Source organism: Paenibacillus paridis, from assembly GCF_006345825.1.
In the GTDB taxonomy this organism is placed as follows: Bacteria; Bacillota; Bacilli; order Paenibacillales; family Paenibacillaceae; genus Pristimantibacillus; species Pristimantibacillus paridis.
The window spans coordinates 1,626,835-1,646,406 of record NZ_VCIX01000092.1; the positions used below are offsets into that span (position 1 = coordinate 1,626,835).

The following is a 19,572-nucleotide window of genomic DNA, read 5'->3' on the forward strand; positions in this document are numbered from 1 at the left end:
ATCAGGTTTTGTTTGAGAACCTTGCACCTCTTTGGGCATATGCTGAATAATCAGCTTTCCAAGGGGGAATTACGTTTGTTAGCTTATGATCACAATGGATTATTTGCTCATTATCCTTATTATAATACGTATCCGTACTCGTTTCGCACGCAGCTAGCCTATCAGCCGCTTACGTTTGTGCTTGTCCATGGCTCTTGGGCGGATGCAAGCTTTTGGGATGAAACGGCGTTTGAGCTGCGCAAGCTGGGTCATCATGTTTATACGCCGGAATATGCTGGCCATGGCGCCGACCCCAACAAAAATGTCACACATGCTATGATTGTCAAATCCGTCACCGATTTTATTGTGGCGCATCAGCTTCAGCAGATTATTTTGGTGGGGCACAGCTTTGGAGGAACGGTTGTCCAGAAGGTGGCGGAGGTGGTTCCTAACCGTATCAAGCGTCTCGTTTTTTGGGATGCATTTGTACTGAAGGACGGGGAAGCGGCAGCAAATGAGTTTCCAGCAGCCGCTTTGGCCGCTTTCCAGCAGCTAAGGAAAAGCTCCAAGGATGACACGATTATGCTCCCATTTCCCTATTTTCGGGATGCATTCGTCAATATTGCGCCACTAGAGACGGCGCTGCAAATTTATAATAAAATTACGCCAGAGCCGGCGAAACCACTCTTTGAGAAGCTGGATCTCAAAGCATTTTACAGACTCAATATCCCAAGAAGCTACATCTTTTTCACTCAGGACAACGTGCTCCCGCAATACAATGCCGAGTACGGTTGGCATCCGCATATGTCCAGCAGACTGGGGATGTTCCGTTACATTCAAGGTGATAGCGATCATATGTCCGCGACTAAGCTGAATCCGGATATGCTGGCTTGGAAAATATACGAGGCAGGACGAGATTAGAGCTTTAAGAAGGGAGGGCGCCTGCAACAGGCCCTTCCCTTCCTTGTCTGTTTGAAAAAGATGAAATTATATTGCTGCTTTGCTAACCCTTCTAATTCTAAGGGACATGATTGCCGCAAACAGGCATAAGAACCCGGCTATGACAAATGGAACAGTGTAGTTGCCAAGCAAATCGCGCAGTATGCCTGCACCATAAGCAGCTAAGGAAGCTCCTGCTTGATGTGCCACCACAATCCATCCAAATACCATGCCTGCCTTCTCTTTGCCGAACGCATCGGAGGTGAGCTTGGCGGTAGGCGGTACAGTGGCAATCCAATCCAGACCATAAAAGACGGAGAAAATAAGCAGCTGCGTATATCCAGCGCCGAGCGCATAAGGCAAGAATATAAGGGAAAGCCCGCGCAAACCGTAATACCAAAGCAGGAGCCATCTGCTGTCAAAGCGGTCAGTCAGCCAGCCCGACATCGTCGTGCCCACTAAATCAAACAAACCCATTAGCGATAATAATCCCGCTGCAATAACGATTGGAATTTGAAAATCACCGCATGCCGGTATGAGATGCGTACCGATAAGACCATTGGTGGAAAAACCGCATAAGAAAAACGTGCCTGTCAGCAGCCAGAAGGTTCCGCTCTTGCTTGCTGAAACCAAAGCCAAAATCGGGGTCAAAAAGAGATTGCCTGCAAAGGGAACAGGTTTAGCCAGCTCTGTTTCTCCCAAGGGAGCGATGCCAACGTCATAGGGATGGTTCCTCATCCAGATGGCAACGACCGGAAGAAGCAAAGCGAGTAAAGCAACAACTGAAAATATCGAATATCTCCATCCAATTTCACTTGTTATTTTCGCGATTAGCGGGAGGAACAGCAATTGGCCAGTAGCGGCGCTGGCCGTCAGCAAGCCAATGACAAGCCCCTTATGCTTCACGAACCAACGATTGGCAACGGATACGCCGAGTACATTGGCGAGAGCGCCTGTGCATAGACCGACCACGATCCCCCATAACAACACAAACTGCCAGATTTGTGTGATAAGCGGCGTGAGTGAAATGCTTGCAATTAATAAGATAATCGCAAAAACCATTATTTTGCGAGTGCCATATCTGGCCATTAGTGCTGCGGAGAACGGCCCCATTAAGCCGTATAATAGAATTCGGATTGAGACCGCTCCGGAGATCGCGCTGCGATCCCAGCCAAATTCATTTTCCAGTGAAAGCATCAGTACGCTGGGGACTGAGCCGATGGCAGCGGACACAAGCAGCGTGAAAAATACGATGGCAACGATGATCCAGCCGTAGTAAAAAGGATGTTTTGGCGAAACGTTTTGCATGCTAATCCTCCTCATATGTAACTGGAATAGTTGTATTCAATTGCAAAAAATAAGTTAAGGACCTGCATGGGAAAGTGTGTCTTGCACGAGCATAGTTAGCGTCGTCTTAGACAACTCCTTCCGGAAAGCTGCCTCCGCTGACTCGTAATAATGAGTTAGAGCAGGTTGTATCCCTCTCCCGATAGGGCAAGCGTAATTGGGGGCACTGTAGTGCAGTTCTTTCAGCGGCTTTTCTTCTACGGCTTCATATACGTCAAGCAAGGTCACTAGATCTGCGCTTTTAGCGAGACTCCACCCGCCATTTACGCCTCCACGCCTCACGCTCACCAAGCCTGCTCTGTTAAGCGCCCCAAGAATACGACGGATAAATACGGCATGGCTGTTCACACTTCTCGCAATGAGCGCTGAAGAGACGAATGGCTGGTTCTTATCCTTGTCTAAATAAATTCTGGATAAAATATGAAGGGCTACTGTGAAATGACTGTTCGATGCCATAGGACCACTCCTTAATGTAACTATATTAGTTTCATTTGATTATGCTGTCAATCGTCATTTGTACAGACATAGAAAAGCCGCGCGATGCGCGGCTTTGAATGTAGCATTCATGTTAAGGCACGAATTGCTGGACGATGCGAATGATCTCTCCATCCTTCACAGTTAAATGATATGGAAAGCCCTTGATATCCAAATCATCCTCTGTGCTCAGCAGCTCGATAAACTTATCGACCGAAATCGGCTCATTCCATACGATGTCTGCTTCTAATACATTGCCTGTGCGGTTATAAATTTGCATAAGCACCTCGGCATCGCTCGCGATGGGCAAATCATGAAGCGTCTCGTCATCATTAATGATGTAATAATCGTCCGGTGGGCCATCGAGCCCTGAATCTGCTTCTCGCTCAAGAAATTTCTGAACGGCTGCTTCGCCTTCATACCAGTCGACTTGATCAATGGATAGCAGATAGTGATCGTTCTTCTTATGAACGTTTTCAATGTAGCCCGTTTCCATGTCTGGGGTCTGTTCTACTGGCACATATTCACGGCCTCCCGTCGGCGCAAAGCTAAAGGCCGTGAGACAAGCTATCGCAACTACTGCGATGATTGCATATTTTTTCATAGCGCAGACGCTCCTTCTATTTGGTCTATATTCTTATTCAGCTTACTTATAGAATATAACGAGTTGGGGGCACAATAAGTTACAGAAAAGCTACAAAAAAATTTAAAGCAAGAAGAAACGGCTTCTCCGTCCCCTGAAAGAGGACGTAACCCGTTTCTCGCAAAATGATAAGGCTTCTTTATCGTTTCAAACATATAAAGCCTTACATTTTTAAAAAGCGAATGCCTGCATATGGCGCAGGCATTCGCTTAGATGACAAACAGATCCATGAATCGCTGGACCGAAGTCTGCTCTAACGTCTTCTGGTCATTACAAAGCTCTAAGATCGCTTGTGTTTGCTTGGCGGGAAATCGGCTTCTTACATTCATTTCGAATTTTTGAAGCAAGAGCGGGATCGCTTCCTTCCTCCTTCTGCGGTGACCGATCGGGTATTCCACTGCAATCCGGTCAGAGGTCGTTCCATCTTGGAAGTAAAGTTGGATGGCATTGGCAATGGAGCGTTTGTTTTCATCCCTATAATCCAAGGTATAGGACGGTTCTTCGACAACAGTCATTTTTTGGCGCAGCTCATCGATACGCGGATCAAGTGCCGAAGCATCCTCATAATGGTCAGCAGTCAGAGTCCCATGAAGAAGTGCAATGGCTGTCATATATTGAAGGCAATGATCACGGTCAGCGGGATTATGAAGCGGACCTGTTTTGTCAATGATTCGAATGGCAGATTCATGGGTGGTCAGCACGATTTTATCAATCTCATGAAGCCTGCTTATGATTAAAGGATGAAGCTGGATGGCGCATTCCACCGCGGTTTGCCCATGAAACTCAGCAGGGAAGGAAATTTTAAACAAAATGTTTTCCATGACGTACGAGCCAAACGGCCGTTGCACGGAGAAAGGTTTTCTTCCAAACAACACATCATAAAAACCCCAACCAGGCGCGGTAAGCGCGGATGGATAGCCCATCTCCCCTTTTAACGCCAGAAGGGATAGCCGAACGGCCCTGCTTGTCGCATCTCCGGCAGCCCAAGACTTGCGGGGACCGGTATTGGGTGAATGACGGTAGGCACGAAGTGCGTGGCCATCGATCCAAGCATGCGAAACGGCAGCTTTGATTTCTTCGAGCGTTCCACCGAGCAGCGCAGTCACAACGGCGGTTGAAGCGACTTTTACCAGTATGACATGATCGAGCCCTACCCGGTTAAAACTATTCTCAAGCGCGAGAATTCCTTGAATTTCATGCGCTTTAACCATGGCGGCAAGCACATCTCGCATAGTTAGCGGCAGCTCTCCATTAGCTAAATTGGTACGGCTTCGATAATCTGCAGCAGCGAGTATTCCACCTAAATTATCAGACGGGTGCCCCCACTCTGCCGCCAGCCACGTATCGTTATAATCGAGCCAGCGAATCATGCAGCCGATATTAAAAGCCGCTGTGACAGGGTCCAATTGAAGCGATGTGCCAGGCACACGTACACCATTCGAGGTAAATGTACCAGGTACAATTGGACCTAGCAGCTTGGTGCATTCGGGGTAACGCAGAGCAAGCAAGCCGCATCCCAAGGTGTCCATAAGGCAATAGCGAGCCGTAACAAGAGCTTCTTCGCTTCCTGACGAACTGCTGGCGGCATAGGCGGCAATGTCTTCAATCAATTGGTCATAGGCAGGTCTGCTATTGTCAACTGTTGAGCCCATCTGCGATTCTCCTCCTCTAACCTTTACGGGCGTTGATCGATAGGGAGCCACGATCTGCGATCAGGTCCAATGTAGTCCGCATTTGGCCGAATGATCCTGTTGCTTGCCCTCTGTTCTATAATATGAGACGACCAGCCGCTAATTCTCGAGATTACGAAGATTGGCGTAAAAAAAGCGGTAGGTATACCCAATCTCCGGTATGCCGATGCGCTATAGAAATCCAAATTCGCAAATAGACCTTTTTCTCTCTGCATAACGCCTTCAATCCGCTCCGATATATCGAATAAAGCCATATCGCCGGCTTCTTCATTTATCTTTCTAGACCAATTTTTAATGATATCCGATCTCGGGTCTCGGTTGGAATAGACCCGATGGCCAAATCCCATAATTAATTGCTTATTGCCAAGCTTATTCAGGATTCCGGCTTCGGCCTCGTCTGGACACGTGAATTGCTCGATTAAAGACATAGCTGCCTCATTGGCTCCGCCATGAAGAGATCCGCGTAACGTGCCAATCCCGGTTGTCACAGCCGAGTAAAAATCGGACAACGTTGAAGCGGTTACCCTCGCCGCGAAAGTGGACGCATTAAATTCGTGTTCTGCGTACAAAACGAGAGAAGCATCTAGCGCCTTCTCATAAAGCTCGATAGGCTCTGAGCCGTGAAGGAGTTGGAGAAAGTGGCCTGCAATGCTTGAATTGCTCGTGGCGGTATCGATTCGAATGCCGCTCGTATGATAATGATGCCAGTATAGCAAGATTGAGGCGCTGCATGCCATGAGCCGATCTGCAATCGATAAAGGCCCGTACTCTCCATCTTCTGGCTCGTAAGCGCCGAGTGCAGATATGCCTGTTCGCAAGACATCCATGGGATGAGTCTTCGGCGGCAGCTGTTCTAAAATAACGGTTAATCCGGCAGGCAGGTGCCGCAGGGAGATAAGCTTTTTTTTATACAGCTGCAGTTCGGCATCATTAGGCAGATTTCCGCGAAGGAGCAAATAAGCCGTTTCTTCAAAGGAGCCATGTTCTGCAAGATCCTCAATGGTAAACCCTCTGTACGTTAGGCCCTTACCTTCCTTTCCGACCGTGGAAATGGCCGTTTGACCGGCAATGACATCAGCGAGGCCCCCTGCTTTTTTAGTCGTCATCGCTGTTTACCTCCTCTTGGCTGGAGTATAGCCGATCCAGCTTCTCCTCATAGCTGTAATAGCCTAGAAAGTCATAAAGCTCCGCTCGGGTTTGCATGTGAGCGATCACATTTTGTTGCGTTCCTTCATGCCGAATAGCCTGAAATACTTGAAGCGCAGCTGCATTCATAGCTCGGAAGGCGGATAGCGGATAAAGAGCCATGCTGACCCCCGCTTGGCTAAGCTGCTGGAGCGTAAAGAGCGGGGTTTGCCCGAACTCCGTAATGTTGGCCAGCACGGGTACGTTTACGGCCTCCGCAAAGGCTTGATAATCTTCCAGCTGCATAACAGCCTCGGGAAAAATCATATCGGCGCCAGCTTCTACAAAAGCGCATGCCCTATCAATCGCAGAAGGCAGCCCTTCCACTGCAAGGGCGTCCGTGCGAGCCATAATGACGAATTGGCGATCCTCTCTGGCGTCGGTCGCCGCTTTAAGCCGGTCAACCATTTCCGACTTGCTGACGATGGCTTTATTCGGGCGATGGCCGCAGCGCTTGCTTGCGATCTGGTCCTCGATATGAACGCCTGCCGCTCCTGCACGCTCCATCATCTTGATCGTACGCGCGATTTGAAGGGCACCGCCAAAGCCCGTATCGACGTCAACAAGGAGAGGAAGCTCTGTAACGCTCGTGATTCGACTGACCTCCTCGAGAACATCCTGCAGCGTTGTCATGCCCAGGTCAGGAAGTCCATGAGCCGCATTAGCAACGCCGGCACCGGAGAGGTACACTGCGCGAAAACCGACTTTTTCGGCCATAATGGCTGAGTACGCATTAATCGTTCCTGCAATTTGCAGAGGCTTCTCGATTGTTATTGCTTCACGAAAACGATCACCAGCTGAAGGGCCCATTCCGTCACCGCCTTTTCCACATAACGTTTATTTAAGTAACTTCCCGCTAATGACGATCCGATGGATTTCATTTGTCCCTTCATAGATTTGTGTCGCCTTGGCGTCACGGAATAATCGCTCAAGCGGAAAATCCTTTGAGCAGCCAATGAGACCGCATAGCCGGACACCTTCACCCGTCACTGAAACGGCTGTATCGGAGGCGAACATTTTGGCAGTCGACGCTTCCTTGGTACACGGGAGGCCCGACTGGTATAAATAAGCAGCGTGGTAGACGAGCAAACGCGCAGCTTCTACCTGGGCCGTCATTTGGGCTAACGCCTCATAGGGCTGAATTCGCTTCATTTGAGATGGAAACGGATGATTGTTGCGAATCGAGAAATGCCGTTCAATCAGTTGAAGCGCTGCTTGAGCAATGCCGAGCGCTTGCGCTGCAATGCCAATCCGCCCCCCATCCAGCGTCCCTTTGGCTATGGCGAAGCCTTCCCCTTCTAATCCGAGGCGCTGTTCTGCGGACACTTTTACCTGATCGAATACAAGCTCGCAGGTGTTTGAGCCATGGAGGCCCATCTTATTTTCGCTTCTGCTTACCTTCAGCCCCTCTGCGTCGCTCTCCACTATAAATGCCGTAATTCCCCGAGTGCCCTGCATACGATCCGTTACTGCGAAGGTGATGTACGTATTTGCTGCGCCTGCATTAGTAATAAACTGCTTTACGCCGTTTAAAATGTAAAAATTTCCGTCAAATTGGGCTGACATACGGATCGAAGCGGCATCGGAGCCGGCATGCGATTCCGTTAATGCGAACGCGCCTAACCATTCCCCTGCTGCTAGCTTTGGCACATAGTAATCGATTTGTTCTATTGTGCCGTAACGGAGGATGGGGAAAGTGCCAACTGAGGTATGAACAGATAGAATGACGCCAACGGCAGCGCTGACCTTGGCTATTTCATGGATGGCAATGACGTACGAAATGAAATCGGCCTCCGCCCCGCCCCATTTCTTCGGTATCGGAATGCCCATCAAACCGAGCTCAGCCATCCTTTTTAATACATGTGCAGGGAACATATGGTGCAATTCCATCTGATCGATGGCTCCGGCAACCTCCGTTTCCGCAAACAGCCTGACGGCTTGCAGATATTCCATTTGCTCCTTCGTAAATTGGAGATCCAAGGTACAGCACCCCTTCCCGAATGCGCTAGCCCTGTTGTCCGTTGTATAGGAAAAAGCCTCTTCCGGCCTTTCGTCCCAGCCATCCGGCTTGCACGTATTTGCGCAGCAAAGGGCAAGGTCTATATTTGGAATCGCCAAAGCCCTGCTGGAGCGTCTCCATAATGGCTAAGCAGGTATCCAGGCCAATAAAATCGGCTAATTCAAGCGGTCCCATCGGATACTTCATTCCAAGCCTCATAATCTGATCGACCGACTCTGGCTCGGCAACGCCTTCATACACGGTAAAAATGGCTTCGTTAATCATTGGCATTAAGAGGCGGTTCGAAATAAAACCGGGGAAGTCCTTGACCTCAACGGGGGTTTTACCGATCGCCAGCGCAAGGCGATTGATGTGCTCGAACGCCTCCTCCGAGGTGGCAAGTCCGCGAATGATTTCAACTAATGGCATAATGGGTACAGGGTTCATGAAATGCATGCCGATCACGAGCTGAGGCCGCTTTGTTGCTGTTGCCATATCCGTTATCGATAAGGATGAAGTATTCGACGCAAATAGCGTATTCGGCTTGCAAATAAGGTCCAAGCGGGCAAATAATGCTTTTTTGATTTCCATTTGTTCAGGAGCCGCTTCAATGACAAGGTCTACATCCTTCGCGTCTTCTAGGTTCAGGGATGTAGTGAGGTTTGCCAAAATTAGGTCACGCTCCTGAACGTTTAGATTTCCCTTGATTACTAGACGGTTTAATCCAGCAGCGATTGCTGCCTGCCCGCGGTCAAGGACATCTTGGCCAAGGTCATAAAGCGTAACGGACAAATCGTTCTGGGCGAGGGTCTGAGCGATGCCGCTACCCATTTGGCCGGCTCCGATAATCATGATCTTCTGGATTGCCTTTGTCATCTTCATCGTTATCCCTCCGGTGTCAGGCATTGACCTGTATCATGACAGCATCACCCTGCGCACCTCCGCTGCAGATCGCTGCGATGCCAATGCCCCCGCCTCTCCTATGCAGCTCATGCTGCAGAGTTAGCAGGATACGTGCTCCGCTTGCACCGATCGGATGGCCTAGCGCGATGGCTCCCCCGTTTACGTTCACTTTTCCTTCATCCCAGCCCAGCTGCTTGCCGCATGCCAAGATGACAGATGCAAAGGCTTCGTTTACTTCGAATAGATCAATATCACCGATGGAAGCGCCTGTCTTCCTTAAAAGCTTTTCGATGGCAAGAGCAGGAGCAGCGCCAAGCTTGCCAGGGCTCGTGCCTATCGTACTGTGTCCAAGTATTTTTGCGAGCGGCACCGTACCCGTCCGTTTTGCTTCTTCATTAGACATCAGCACAAATGCGGCAGCTCCATCGTTGAGGCTTGGTGCATTTCCCGCAGTAATCGTGCTGTGAGTATCGTAAAGGGGTTTCAATCTAGCTAACTGATCGGCGTTGGTGCCTGGCCGCGGACCTTCATCTGTATCATTGGTAGCGCTTCCCGAAGTAGGGAAAGGCACGATTTCTTCCTTGAATAGTCCATTGCGGATCGCAGAAGCAGCGCGTGTATGGCTTCGCAACGCCCATTCATCCTGATTGAATCGGGTTAATCCGTATTCAGCCGCAACCTGATTGCCGTGCACTGCCATCAAAACATCTTCGAAGGGACAAAGCAGACCGTCGTGGAGAAGCAGGTCGATCAGCTCCGTATGGCCAAGCCGATTCCCCCATCGCCCGGTTTGCACAGCAAACGGAGCTTGGCTCATGCTCTCCATCCCACCTGCAACGATGGTTTCCGCGTCACCGGTCCGAATAGCCTGATCAGCGATCGTAATAGCCCGCATGCCGGAAGCACACACTTTATTGATCGTTTCCGCTGGTACCTGCCAATCAAGTCCTGCTAGCCTTGCCGCTTGCCTTGCCGGGTTTTGGCCGCTGCCCGCTTGAAGGACCATGCCCATCATGACAGCGTCGATTTGAATCGGATGGATTCCGCTTTCCGACAGAGCGCCTCGGATGGCGGCTGCACCTAGCTCAACAGCCTTAGCTTCCTTAAATATCCCGCCTAATTTACCAAAAGCCGTTCGCCGTCCGCCCACAATGACTGTATGACGCATACTGAGCTCACCTCCTAATCCGACAAGATTGCGAGGCTGCAGTTCGTGCTCATGCCTCCGGTTCCCATTTCCGTTTGAATGCATTTCGCATCGCGCATCAAGCGCTCCATTCGATATTCCTGCATATAGCCGTTGCCGCCAAAAATTTGAACAGCCTCTTTGGTCGCAAATACCGCCATATCGGCGGCATACTTGCGGGCGATAGCAGCTGCTCTGCCATAGTGCAAGCCCTGGTCCTTGCGCCAAGCGGCCTGATAAACAAGGAGCCGAGCAGCATCCAGGCTCGCGGACATGTCCGCGATTTTAAATGAAATGCCCTGCTGTTTGCTGATGCTCGTGCCAAATTGCTTCCGCGTCTTGGCATAGGTTGCCGCAGCTTCCAACGCGCCTTGAGCCACCCCGACCGATTGTGCGGCAGCACCTAAATAACCGAGGTTAGTTAAGGAAGAATGAATTTCCTTGCTTTGGACATTGCTGCCTATTTTATGATTTTCCGGAATGCTGCATTGTTTGAAAGAGGCGCTCGTAATCATAAGGGAGCGCAAGCCAAGCGTCCGGAATTTCTTTCCGAATTGAAGTCCCCTCGAACTGCCCTCCATAAGAAAAGCTCCCGTACCAGAAGAATGCTCGCGATCCCCTTTATCCTGCTTGCCAGCCCTAGCATATATTACGTACCAATCTGCATTTCCCCCATGTAAGACGTAGGGATGCCTGCCGTTAAGTTGCCACTGGGTTTCGCTTGTGTGTACTGAAAGTTTTCTCATTTGCTTTGCTTTCCCTATATTCACATCAGGTAGGGCACTGCCTCCCAGGCAGCTTCCGCTTGCCAGCCGCGGCAAAATGAGCCTTTTTGTGGATTCGCTGCCATAAGCATAAAGCGGCCATGCCGCAAAAACGGTATGCGCGTGCAGCGCAGCCGCAGTAGATGCACATACTCTCGCAATCTCTTCCAAAACGATGGAGTATGCCAACCAATTACCCCCAGCACCACCATAACGTTCTCCGATTGGAATGCCGGTTAAGCCGAGCTCAGCCATCTTCTGGAAAAGCGGTCGGTCAAACCGTTCGGAAGCATCCCGATCCGCAGCGCCTGCTCCAATTTCGTTCTCCGCAAACTCCCTAATGGCTGAGCGGGTAAGTGCCAGTTCCTCGGATAGGGCAAACTGCATCTCCCTCCCCCCTCTTCTCGTTGCTGTTCCAACCAGGTGGACAAAGTTCGACGGGTTCCGCACGTATCGTAGTATATGAGTGCTCCTTCCGTAAAAATGCCTTGTGCTTCGCCTTGGCGCAGCCTATCCTTTACACAAAAAAACCAGTCTCGAGTGAGACTGGCTTTGGTGCTGCGAAAATCATCAAGTCGTACGATATACATAAGGATCTTCCGGCGTTTCAATCGGTTCCCACTCGCTAACCTTCAAGACTGGTATCGTTTGCTTAAACGGCTGATAGAGCTCCCATGTTAGTTTACCAGTCACGTGCACCCAAGCATCGTCCTTCATTTGGGTGTTTTTTGGGAATTCAACTAGCATGCCAAAAACCCCAGAATCGGCAACGCAATGAATGAACCCAAACCGGAAAATAAAATAATGGTTTCCATCCACTTGCTGACCCTTGTAGGCAAAGCCGTCGAACCCAATGGTTTTGCCCATGAAAGCCTCTGGCGAGTTATAAATAACCTCCATGCCTTTTAAATAATCCGCATCGGTCAGAAGAATCTCAGTTCGCTTGATATACTCGGCAAGCTCTTTGTTTTTAACAAGGTCATAGTCATCTTTGCGGTAGTAAACGCTGGAATCCGGCTTCAAAAATTGATGGGCACCTGGATTTTTTTCGATATTCTCTTCAAAGCTCGGAAAGGAAAAGCCTTTGGCTTTAACAAAGCTGGAATCCAGCGCGTAGGCGGGCAGAAATAATCCCGTTACAATCGGTACAAATAATATCGAGTAGCTTATCAAGCGCTTTAGCTTGCTTTCATTGCCATGGGAATGTCCGTGATCGTATTCATGCTCATGATCGTGGTCATGACTATGTGCGTGATCATGAGACAAGCCAGTATGATCCTGCGAAGGCTGATCGCAGTCACAGCGGCCTGCTTGTTCAACACTTTCAGCAGCTTCCCGTTGCTTCTCTTCAGCTATTTGTTTTCGCGAAACCCGCACAAACTCGAATACGCTTAACAATCCCATAATGACTACGGCACTCAGTGATAAATAGGAATATTTCATATTAATATATTTTTTAATGTCACCCGTATAATGCAGCATGAAAAACATGAATGAAAATCCGAACAAAATAAAAAAGCGTATCATCCGAATATCCTCCCTACAATCAACGAACCCGCCAGGGTGAAAACCGTGACTAGCGCGATCAATACGAATACAAATTTACTGCGATAGGTGCCGAGCAGCATCAGCGTATTTTTAATATCAATCATAGGGCCAAACACAAGAAAGGCGGATAAGGAACCAACGCTAAATGTGCTTCTGAACGATGCAGCAATGAAAGCATCGGCTTCCGAGCACAATGAGATTAGGAAAGCCAGAGCGATCATGACTAGCGACGAAGTGACAGGATTACTGCCTAAATGCAGCAAATAGGACGTTGGCACAAAGGTTTGCATACAAGCGGCAAGGAAAGCCCCGAAGACCAAATATTTCCCGACAGAGAAAAATTCTTCAATGGCATGAACGATGACTTCGTACATTTTTTTGCCGATTGGCACTGATCGCCCTCTTCGAACAGAAACTTGCTCAGTCCCGGCTGCGGCTTGTCCGTCTTGCACTCGGAAAGGCAGCTCCTTGAACGTCAAGGAGACAATTAAGGCTACGCAAAAAGCAACCGCAACGGCTAGCCCTGCCCGAATACCAACCATCTCCCAATCATTTCCGAAAGCAATATAGGTTGAAAATAATACGATCGGATTGATAATCGGTCCGGTCAGCATAAAGGCAATGCCCGCGTGCAGCGGCATGCCTTTGTTAATAAGCCTCTTCGTTATCGGAACGATCCCGCACTCGCAGGAAGGGAAGAACATGCCGATGCCGCAGCCAAAAAGAATGGCCAAGACCCGATTCTTAGGCATAATGCGGGCAATCCAGTTATCTTTGACGAAGGCTTGAATGAAGCCCGAGATGAGGACGCCGACCAGCACGAATGGGATGGCTTCCATCACCATGCTAATAAAAATGGTATTTAATTGATAAAGGGTTGTCACATTGTCTCATCTCCGGCGAACAGGCTTTTCTTGCTTCACTTGCTATACCGATTGCTGGCTAACGGTACCTCCAGGCTCGAAGGTTAGCAGCTTCGTTGCGATTTTATCGATAAAGAAGCGGTCATGACTGACCGTCACTACGGCTCCGGGAAAATGGATCAAGGCCTGCTCCATCACTTGTATGCTCGTCAAATCCAAATGATTCGTTGGTTCATCCAAGATAATGACCTCTGCACCGGACAACAGGCATTTAGCTAAAGCTACTCGTGCCTGCTGGCCGCCGGAGAGCGTACCAATGACTTTCTGCAAATCGGCCTCAGAGAACTGAAGCATGGACAAAAACTTGTTCACCTTTTTTCTAGGCGCATTCAGGCCAAGCCCGAATATATTAACGGCGTGGCTTACCGTGTCCTTCGGATCAAGCTCGTCCCACATCCGATTGAAGAAAGCATAATTGACGCCTTTGTTCCATTGTACCTTGCCGGAATTGGCAGGCTCCTGTCCCGTTAATACTTTAATGAGCGTTGATTTACCGCTGCCGTTGGAGCCGATGATGGCTATCCGATCTTCCTTTTGGATATCAAAGCTGACATTTTCAAAAATAGTCCGGTCCGCATACGTTTTGCTAATCGCCTCTACCGAGCATAGGTTATCCGGAAATCGCAGATTTTCATAAATATCCGTAATCAGTACATTGACCGGATGGGGCTCTACTCGCTTCTTCAAATCTGCGAGCTTGCGCGAGAGGCGATCTTTGGAAGATTTTCGTTTGGAGCGGTCATCGATCTCTTCTGCTTCCATCAGGAGCAGCTCCTCTTCCCATTCGAATTGGCGATCAAGCTCTTTTTTGCGCAGCTTCTTTTTCCGGATATAATCTGTATAATTGCCATCGTACTCCTGAAAATGATAATTTTCAATTTCGATCGTACGCGTAACCACGCGGTCAATAAATTGGCGGTCATGGGAGATAAGCACCATCGTACCGCTGAAGCGATGCAGCCATTGCTCCAGCCAGGCTAGACCCTCCAGATCCAAAAAGTTCGTCGGCTCGTCGAGCAGAACGATGTCGGGCACTTCTATGAGCATTTTGGCAAGCGCTGCCCGATTGCGCCACCCGCCAGAGAGCTGGTCGACAGGCTGTTGGCGCGATTGGTCATTGAAGCCTAGCTTCGTTAGCACCGTGTCGATCTCAACAGCGGCATTCCAGCCGTCATGGTGCTCCATTTGCTCGAACAGTTCCGCTTGGCGATCCAGCAGTGCATTCATCTCTTTGTCATCTGCAACACTGCCTAACTTCTCGCCGATTTCAGCAAGCTCACGCTCAATGCTCCATACATGCTCATAACATAGTTCCAGCTCCTCCTTGACGGAGCGCGTACCGCTCAGCTCGGAGAATTGCGAGAAGTAGCTGAGCTTTAGCTGCGGGTCTCTCTCTACTTTTCCGGCAGTCGGTTCTTCCTGCCCAAGAATGAGCTTGAATACGGTTGATTTTCCAGCTCCGTTTCGGCCAATTAGCCCAATTCTCTCGCCCTTGCTAATGCGAAAATAAATATCTCGGAATATGAGCGTGTCCCCATATTTTTTGGTTACGTTTTCTAATCGAATAATGCTAATGACAATCACCTCTGTATATGGTTTTAAACCACGGGAGACCTTTGTGTCAAGCAAACGCCAAGAAAGGACCACATGGCCCTTTGCTGGCAGCTCATCGTGGTCCTTCGGAATAGGTAGCAATTCTGGCAGCTATTCTGATTTGTAAGATTTTAAGCGCAGCGGCGCAATATGAACGGCCGAGGTTTTAAAGCCAGGCATTTTGCAATCGGGATCGAGCTCGGGACTCGTCGCTTTGTTTACGTTTTGCAATCCGCCCCAGTGCATGGGAACGAAGACGGTGTCCTCTCTTATCTTATCCGTTATCCGGCTTCGAACACTGAAGCTGCCTCTGCGCGAGGTTACTTCTACCCACTCCCCGTCCTCAATCCGGTGCTTTCTTGCCGTAGCGGAGTGCATTTCCACATAGTTTTCAAGGCTGCGGGCAGCAAGCGAAGGACTTTTATGGGTTTGAACGCCAGTCAAATAATGAGCAAGCACTCTTCCATTTGTCATAATCAATGGATACCGTTCATCTGGTATTTCCTGCGGGAGTTTGCTGTTAACGGGAAAAAAAATAGCTTTGCCGTCTGGATGGGCGAACTTGTGCTCGAACATCATGCCTTGGTTTCCATCCTCATCTGTGGAGGGGCATGGCCAGTATACGCTGCCCTCACGCCGCAAACGCTCATACGTAATGCCGTAATAATCCGCAAGCCCTCCGCGGCTGGCAAGCCGAAGCTCATCAAATATATCTTGAGCGGAATCGTATTTGAAGTAGTGCTGCTTACCAAGCTTCTCAGCTAATTGGCATAATATGGCCCAATCATGAAGGGACTCTCCTGGAGCAGCGGCAGTGGATTCGCGAAGCAGCACCCGCCCTTCCAAATTCGTCAACGTTCCGGTATTTTCAAGGTAAGCCGTAATGGGAAGAATAATATGAGCCATCCGGGCGGTTTCCGACATAAACATGTCTGCCACGACCAGGAGTTCAAGGCTTTCCAAAGCTTCCTCTACCAGATTGGCATTGGGATTCGAGACGACCGGGTTAGACCCCATTACGAATAGGGAACGGATCTCTTGCCGATGGACAAACTCCATCATTTCGTAGGCGGATACTCCCTTGCGCGGAAGTTCATCTGGCTCAATTCCCCATACACCTGCGACATAACGTCGATCTTCTTCTTTCTCAATGCTCCGATAGCCGGGCAATTGATCGCTCTTTTGACCATGCTCCCGCCCGCCCTGCCCATTTCCTTGCCCCGTAATGGCGCCATAGCCGCAGCCCACCTTGCCAATCTTCCCGGTGGCAAGCACCATATTCAAGAAGTTGCGTACGGCCACATGCCCGTCGGTTTGCTGTTCAACGCCTCGAGCGGTGAAAATAATGCCAGTCTCCGCTAGTCCATAGGCAAGCGCAGCTTTACGGATAATAGCCTCCTTGAGGCCGGTTAGCTCAGCCACTTCTTCCAACAGCACGCTAGCCATGTGTGCCTTCAATTGTTCATAGCCGCTTGTGCGATTGGCGATAAACGAGTGATCGAGAAGATTTTCTTCGAAGAGAACCTTTAGGAGACCATTGGCAAGCGCAGCGTCAGTGCCTGGTTTCACTTGCAGATGGATGTCGGCCATATCGGCAGTTGCCGTAATTCTAGGATCAATGACGATAATGATAGCCCCGTTTTCTTTTGCTTTCGTAAAATAAGGCATCAAGGTCGGTTGGCATTCCGCGATGTTGGTGCCTGCCAGTATGATGCAGCGAGCCAGCGGAATATCCGAGAGTCTACAGGTCAATCCACGGTCTACGCCAAAGGTTTTATTGCCCGCAGACGCAGCGGCCGACATGCAGAAACGGCCATTATAGTCTACATAGCGTGTACCAAGCGCGACTCTGGAAAATTTGCCGAGCAAATAGGCGGTTTCATTCGTTAAGGACCCCCCGCCATATACGCCGAGAGCATCCGCCCCGTGCGCTTGGGTAATGGTTTGGAAACTGCTCGCAATCGTGTTCAAGGCTTCTTCCCAGGTGACAGGGACGTGCTGGCCATTCTTCTTCATTAGCGGTTGAAGAATGCGGTCGCGGCTAACCGCGTGCTGATGTGCGTTTCTGCCCTTTACGCACAAACGGCCTTCTGAAGCGGCATTGGGAAGCCCTTCAATCGAATAAGTAAAACGATTCGCTCCCGTGGCATCCGGTTCCTTAACCACGCGCATCTTACACTGTACGCTGCAAAACGGGCACTGCGTGTCCAGTACAACAAGCGCATCCTTTACCGCAGAGCTTTTTCTTATTGGCTGCATATGTGTTCACCGAGCCTTTCACTAGTTAGATAAGTGGCAGCAGCTTCCGCACGGCTCATAAGGTCCATGCGATGCTCAACGTGCAATACTAATTCCCTGATCTCATCGATTGATGTCCGCTCCAACCACTTCCAAACCCTTTCCCCGTATTCTGCTTGCTCCCGATAAAGTTGTAAAATAGCTATAGCAAGTTCTTTCGCTAATGAATCAGACTCAGCAATTCCGATCAACTGACCTTGCTTCACCGGATGCTCCGCATGGCCTCCGGCATAAATCTCCCACCCTGCAGGAGAACCGGCAATTCCGATATCATGGACTAGCACGCCTGCTGGACTATGAATTCCAGAGGAGATCGCCCCTTTCACAGGAGATGGTAACGTTAGATATTGGCAAGCTTGGTGTAGATGTTTCGCTAACAAAGTCGTATTAAATCCGCTGATGGCTGGTGAAGGGACATGCAGGATTAGGTTACGGGAATCTCTGTTCCTGTCTTGAGCTGAAGCTTCTTTCGTTAGTTGTGGATAATAAAGCGTCCAATAATAGGCCAACGCATCAGAACAAGTAGGGCAGCCTGATGGGTTCAGCCAGCCCAGCGTCGCCATCACTTCCTGTATATTCATAAATACGCCACTTTTCATCGCAGATTTGACCATGTCATGACTGTAGGCAGTACAGCTGCAAATTGCGGCAACCTCAGGCGCCAACGATTCCTTATCGTACCGAAGGGCATAACGGACGATTGCCTCTACCATCGGCCTGCAGCCTCCGCAGGAGCTTGAAGCCTTTGTACGGTCGCGCACTTGCTCAGCGGTTTGTAAACCATCCTCCATAACCGCACATATGATGGACGATTTGGTGACTGCGTTGCAAGCACAGACCGTCTCATGCCCTGACATGCTAACGGCTATGCTATCCTCGTCCGATTGATCCTCCTTCGGCTTTGCAGCAAGCTCAGCTATGGGAGCTCCCCTCTTTACTAAGCCGAGCAAGGTTGTTCCTTCTGCCGTACTGCCGAACAAAATAGCTCCGCTTACTTTGCCATCCTTCATTGTTATTTTCTTATAGGTTCCTTGAATGCCGTCATAGACCTGCAAGGCGGTATCCGCCTCTCCTTGTTGAATACTGCCTACGGAAAATACTTCGACCCCGGATACCTTCAACTGTGCATAAGGCACGGAGCCTTCATAGCCAGCCGCTTGGGTACCGCACAAGCTTCCCGCAAGCACCTTCCCTTGCTCATAAAGAGGTGCAACAAGGCCGTAGGCGACCCCGCGATGCTCCGCACATTCGCCGACTGCGTAAATGTGGGGATCGCTCGTTCGCATAAAGTCATCCACGACGATGGCCCGATTCGTGGTTAGTCCACTTTCCTTGGCAAGAGTAATGTTTGGCCTTATTCCGACTGAAATAACGATTAAGTCCGCTTCAAGCGTAGTTCCGTTAGAGAACCTTATGCCTTTCGCACGATTAAGTCCTGTAATGCTTTCTGTTTCCTTGCTAAGCCAAAATCTCATGCCCTGCTGCTCCAGCTCTCTGCGCAGCATGTCGGCAGCCATGGCGTCAAGCTGGCGATTCATTAAATAAGAGGCATTATGGATGACTTCCGTTTGCATACCTAGATTCAAGAGACCGCGCGCGGCTTCAAGACCGAGCAGGCCGCCTCCAATCACGGCTGCTTTTTTATATTTTTTCGAATAATCGATCATGGTGGCACAATCCTCCATGCTCCGGAAAGCAATAACGCCAGGCTTGTGAATGCCGGCAATTGGGGGAATAAAAGCGGAAGACCCTGTTGCTATAATTAGAAAATCATAATTCGCGCGGATGCCGGATAAAGTTGTCACCTGCCTTGCTTGGATATCCAAATGAACGACCGTCTCTCCCGTATAAAGCTTGATCTCCCTCTCTTCGTACCATGACCAGTCGTTGATAACGATACTGTCGATGGTCGAGTCTCCTTGCAGCACCTTGGACAATAGGATCCGATTATAATTAGGATGCGGCTCTCTTCCAAATACTGTAATATGAAACCGATGAGGCTCCAGCTTTAAAATTTCCTCGACACATTTCATGCCAGCCATGCCATTTCCGATCACAACAAGCTTTTCTCTCTTCATCTATGCTCACATCCACTCGCGA

General features: G+C 49.6%; 16 protein-coding genes. 1 reads left to right on the plus strand and 15 read right to left on the minus strand.

Features of this window, described 5'->3' with window-relative positions:
• The first annotated feature begins 75 nt into the window (after window positions 1-75).
• Complete coding sequence (locus tag FJQ58_RS29130; RefSeq protein ID WP_238404384.1) at window positions 76-900, plus strand: alpha/beta hydrolase; 825 nt, start codon at window positions 76-78, stop codon at window positions 898-900.
• Window positions 901-966: 66 nt separating this feature from the next.
• On the opposite strand, the gene FJQ58_RS29135 is transcribed toward FJQ58_RS29130, so the two are convergent.
• The 15 genes from FJQ58_RS29135 to nirB all read right to left on the minus strand — a co-directional run bounded on the left by FJQ58_RS29135 (window position 967) and on the right by nirB (window position 19,550).
• Window positions 967-2,226 carry an MFS transporter gene (locus FJQ58_RS29135; protein WP_139998877.1) on the minus strand — a complete coding sequence of 420 codons (1,260 nt, stop codon included), beginning with the start codon at window positions 2,224-2,226 and terminating at the stop codon, window positions 967-969.
• A 54-nt stretch (window positions 2,227-2,280) separates the two neighbouring features.
• Window positions 2,281-2,721, minus strand: a complete 441-nt coding sequence (locus tag FJQ58_RS29140) for an Rrf2 family transcriptional regulator (RefSeq protein ID WP_139998879.1) — start codon at window positions 2,719-2,721, stop codon at window positions 2,281-2,283.
• Window positions 2,722-2,833: 112 nt separating this feature from the next.
• Window positions 2,834-3,343, minus strand: a complete 510-nt coding sequence (locus FJQ58_RS29145) for a hypothetical protein (protein ID WP_139998881.1) — start codon at window positions 3,341-3,343, stop codon at window positions 2,834-2,836.
• A 248-nt stretch (window positions 3,344-3,591) separates the two neighbouring features.
• Window positions 3,592-5,034, minus strand: a complete 1,443-nt coding sequence (locus FJQ58_RS29150) for a bifunctional 2-methylcitrate dehydratase/aconitate hydratase (RefSeq protein WP_139998883.1) — start codon at window positions 5,032-5,034, stop codon at window positions 3,592-3,594.
• 23 nt (window positions 5,035-5,057) lie between these two features.
• On the minus strand, window positions 5,058-6,179 hold the full coding sequence (gene prpC, locus FJQ58_RS29155) for a bifunctional 2-methylcitrate synthase/citrate synthase (RefSeq protein WP_139998885.1): 1,122 nt from the start codon (window positions 6,177-6,179) through the stop codon (window positions 5,058-5,060).
• Window positions 6,169-7,068: a methylisocitrate lyase gene (prpB, locus tag FJQ58_RS29160; RefSeq protein WP_139998887.1), complete on the minus strand. Its 900-nt coding sequence runs from the start codon at window positions 7,066-7,068 to the stop codon at window positions 6,169-6,171. The genes prpC and prpB overlap by 11 nt, the downstream gene beginning before the upstream one ends.
• A gap of 27 nt (window positions 7,069-7,095) precedes the next feature.
• A complete protein-coding gene (locus FJQ58_RS29165) occupies window positions 7,096-8,238 on the minus strand; it encodes an acyl-CoA dehydrogenase family protein (protein ID WP_139998889.1) in 1,143 nt (380 codons plus the stop codon).
• Window positions 8,239-8,263: 25 nt separating this feature from the next.
• On the minus strand, window positions 8,264-9,139 hold the full coding sequence (locus tag FJQ58_RS29170) for a 3-hydroxybutyryl-CoA dehydrogenase (protein ID WP_238404385.1): 876 nt from the start codon (window positions 9,137-9,139) through the stop codon (window positions 8,264-8,266).
• Window positions 9,140-9,155: 16 nt separating this feature from the next.
• Window positions 9,156-10,328, minus strand: coding sequence for an acetyl-CoA C-acetyltransferase (locus FJQ58_RS29175; protein WP_139998891.1), 1,173 nt, complete (start codon window positions 10,326-10,328; stop codon window positions 9,156-9,158).
• Between the two features lie 14 nt (window positions 10,329-10,342).
• Window positions 10,343-11,497, minus strand: a complete 1,155-nt coding sequence (locus FJQ58_RS29180) for an acyl-CoA dehydrogenase family protein (RefSeq protein WP_139998893.1) — start codon at window positions 11,495-11,497, stop codon at window positions 10,343-10,345.
• A 183-nt stretch (window positions 11,498-11,680) separates the two neighbouring features.
• Complete coding sequence (locus FJQ58_RS29185; RefSeq protein WP_139998895.1) at window positions 11,681-12,637, minus strand: TIGR03943 family putative permease subunit; 957 nt, start codon at window positions 12,635-12,637, stop codon at window positions 11,681-11,683.
• Window positions 12,634-13,503, minus strand: a complete 870-nt coding sequence (locus tag FJQ58_RS29190; protein ID WP_238404449.1) for a permease — start codon at window positions 13,501-13,503, stop codon at window positions 12,634-12,636. The genes FJQ58_RS29185 and FJQ58_RS29190 overlap by 4 nt, the downstream gene beginning before the upstream one ends.
• A gap of 81 nt (window positions 13,504-13,584) precedes the next feature.
• Window positions 13,585-15,156: an ATP-binding cassette domain-containing protein gene (locus tag FJQ58_RS29195; RefSeq protein ID WP_140000210.1), complete on the minus strand. Its 1,572-nt coding sequence runs from the start codon at window positions 15,154-15,156 to the stop codon at window positions 13,585-13,587.
• Window positions 15,157-15,285: 129 nt separating this feature from the next.
• The gene (gene nasC, locus FJQ58_RS29200; protein ID WP_139998899.1) at window positions 15,286-17,433 is read right to left on the minus strand and encodes an assimilatory nitrate reductase catalytic subunit NasC; all 2,148 of its coding nucleotides are present in this window, start codon (window positions 17,431-17,433) and stop codon (window positions 15,286-15,288) included.
• Window positions 17,421-19,550 (minus strand): nitrite reductase large subunit NirB, encoded by a 2,130-nt coding sequence (gene nirB / locus FJQ58_RS29205; protein ID WP_139998901.1) that lies wholly within the window; start codon window positions 19,548-19,550, stop codon window positions 17,421-17,423. The genes nasC and nirB overlap by 13 nt, the downstream gene beginning before the upstream one ends.
• Window positions 19,551-19,572 lie beyond the last annotated feature (22 nt).

What these genes read in the sequence shown, in the direction of transcription:
- FJQ58_RS29135 (WP_139998877.1), bottom strand. Translation starts at nt 2,226, where the DNA reads ATGCAAAACGTTTCGCCAAAACATCCTTTTTACTACGGCTGGATCATC.
- FJQ58_RS29140 (WP_139998879.1), bottom strand. Translation starts at nt 2,721, where the DNA reads ATGGCATCGAACAGTCATTTCACAGTAGCCCTTCATATTTTATCCAGA.
- FJQ58_RS29145 (WP_139998881.1), bottom strand. Translation starts at nt 3,343, where the DNA reads ATGAAAAAATATGCAATCATCGCAGTAGTTGCGATAGCTTGTCTCACG.
- FJQ58_RS29150 (WP_139998883.1), bottom strand. Translation starts at nt 5,034, where the DNA reads ATGGGCTCAACAGTTGACAATAGCAGACCTGCCTATGACCAATTGATT.
- prpC (WP_139998885.1), bottom strand. Translation starts at nt 6,179, where the DNA reads ATGACGACTAAAAAAGCAGGGGGCCTCGCTGATGTCATTGCCGGTCAA.
- prpB (WP_139998887.1), bottom strand. Translation starts at nt 7,068, where the DNA reads ATGGGCCCTTCAGCTGGTGATCGTTTTCGTGAAGCAATAACAATCGAG.
- FJQ58_RS29170 (WP_238404385.1), bottom strand. Translation starts at nt 9,139, where the DNA reads ATGAAGATGACAAAGGCAATCCAGAAGATCATGATTATCGGAGCCGGC.
- FJQ58_RS29175 (WP_139998891.1), bottom strand. Translation starts at nt 10,328, where the DNA reads ATGCGTCATACAGTCATTGTGGGCGGACGGCGAACGGCTTTTGGTAAA.
- FJQ58_RS29180 (WP_139998893.1), bottom strand. Translation starts at nt 11,497, where the DNA reads ATGCAGTTTGCCCTATCCGAGGAACTGGCACTTACCCGCTCAGCCATT.
- FJQ58_RS29185 (WP_139998895.1), bottom strand. Translation starts at nt 12,637, where the DNA reads ATGATACGCTTTTTTATTTTGTTCGGATTTTCATTCATGTTTTTCATG.
- FJQ58_RS29190 (WP_238404449.1), bottom strand. Translation starts at nt 13,503, where the DNA reads ATGGTGATGGAAGCCATCCCATTCGTGCTGGTCGGCGTCCTCATCTCG.
- nasC (WP_139998899.1), bottom strand. Translation starts at nt 17,433, where the DNA reads ATGCAGCCAATAAGAAAAAGCTCTGCGGTAAAGGATGCGCTTGTTGTA.
- nirB (WP_139998901.1), bottom strand. Translation starts at nt 19,550, where the DNA reads ATGAAGAGAGAAAAGCTTGTTGTGATCGGAAATGGCATGGCTGGCATG.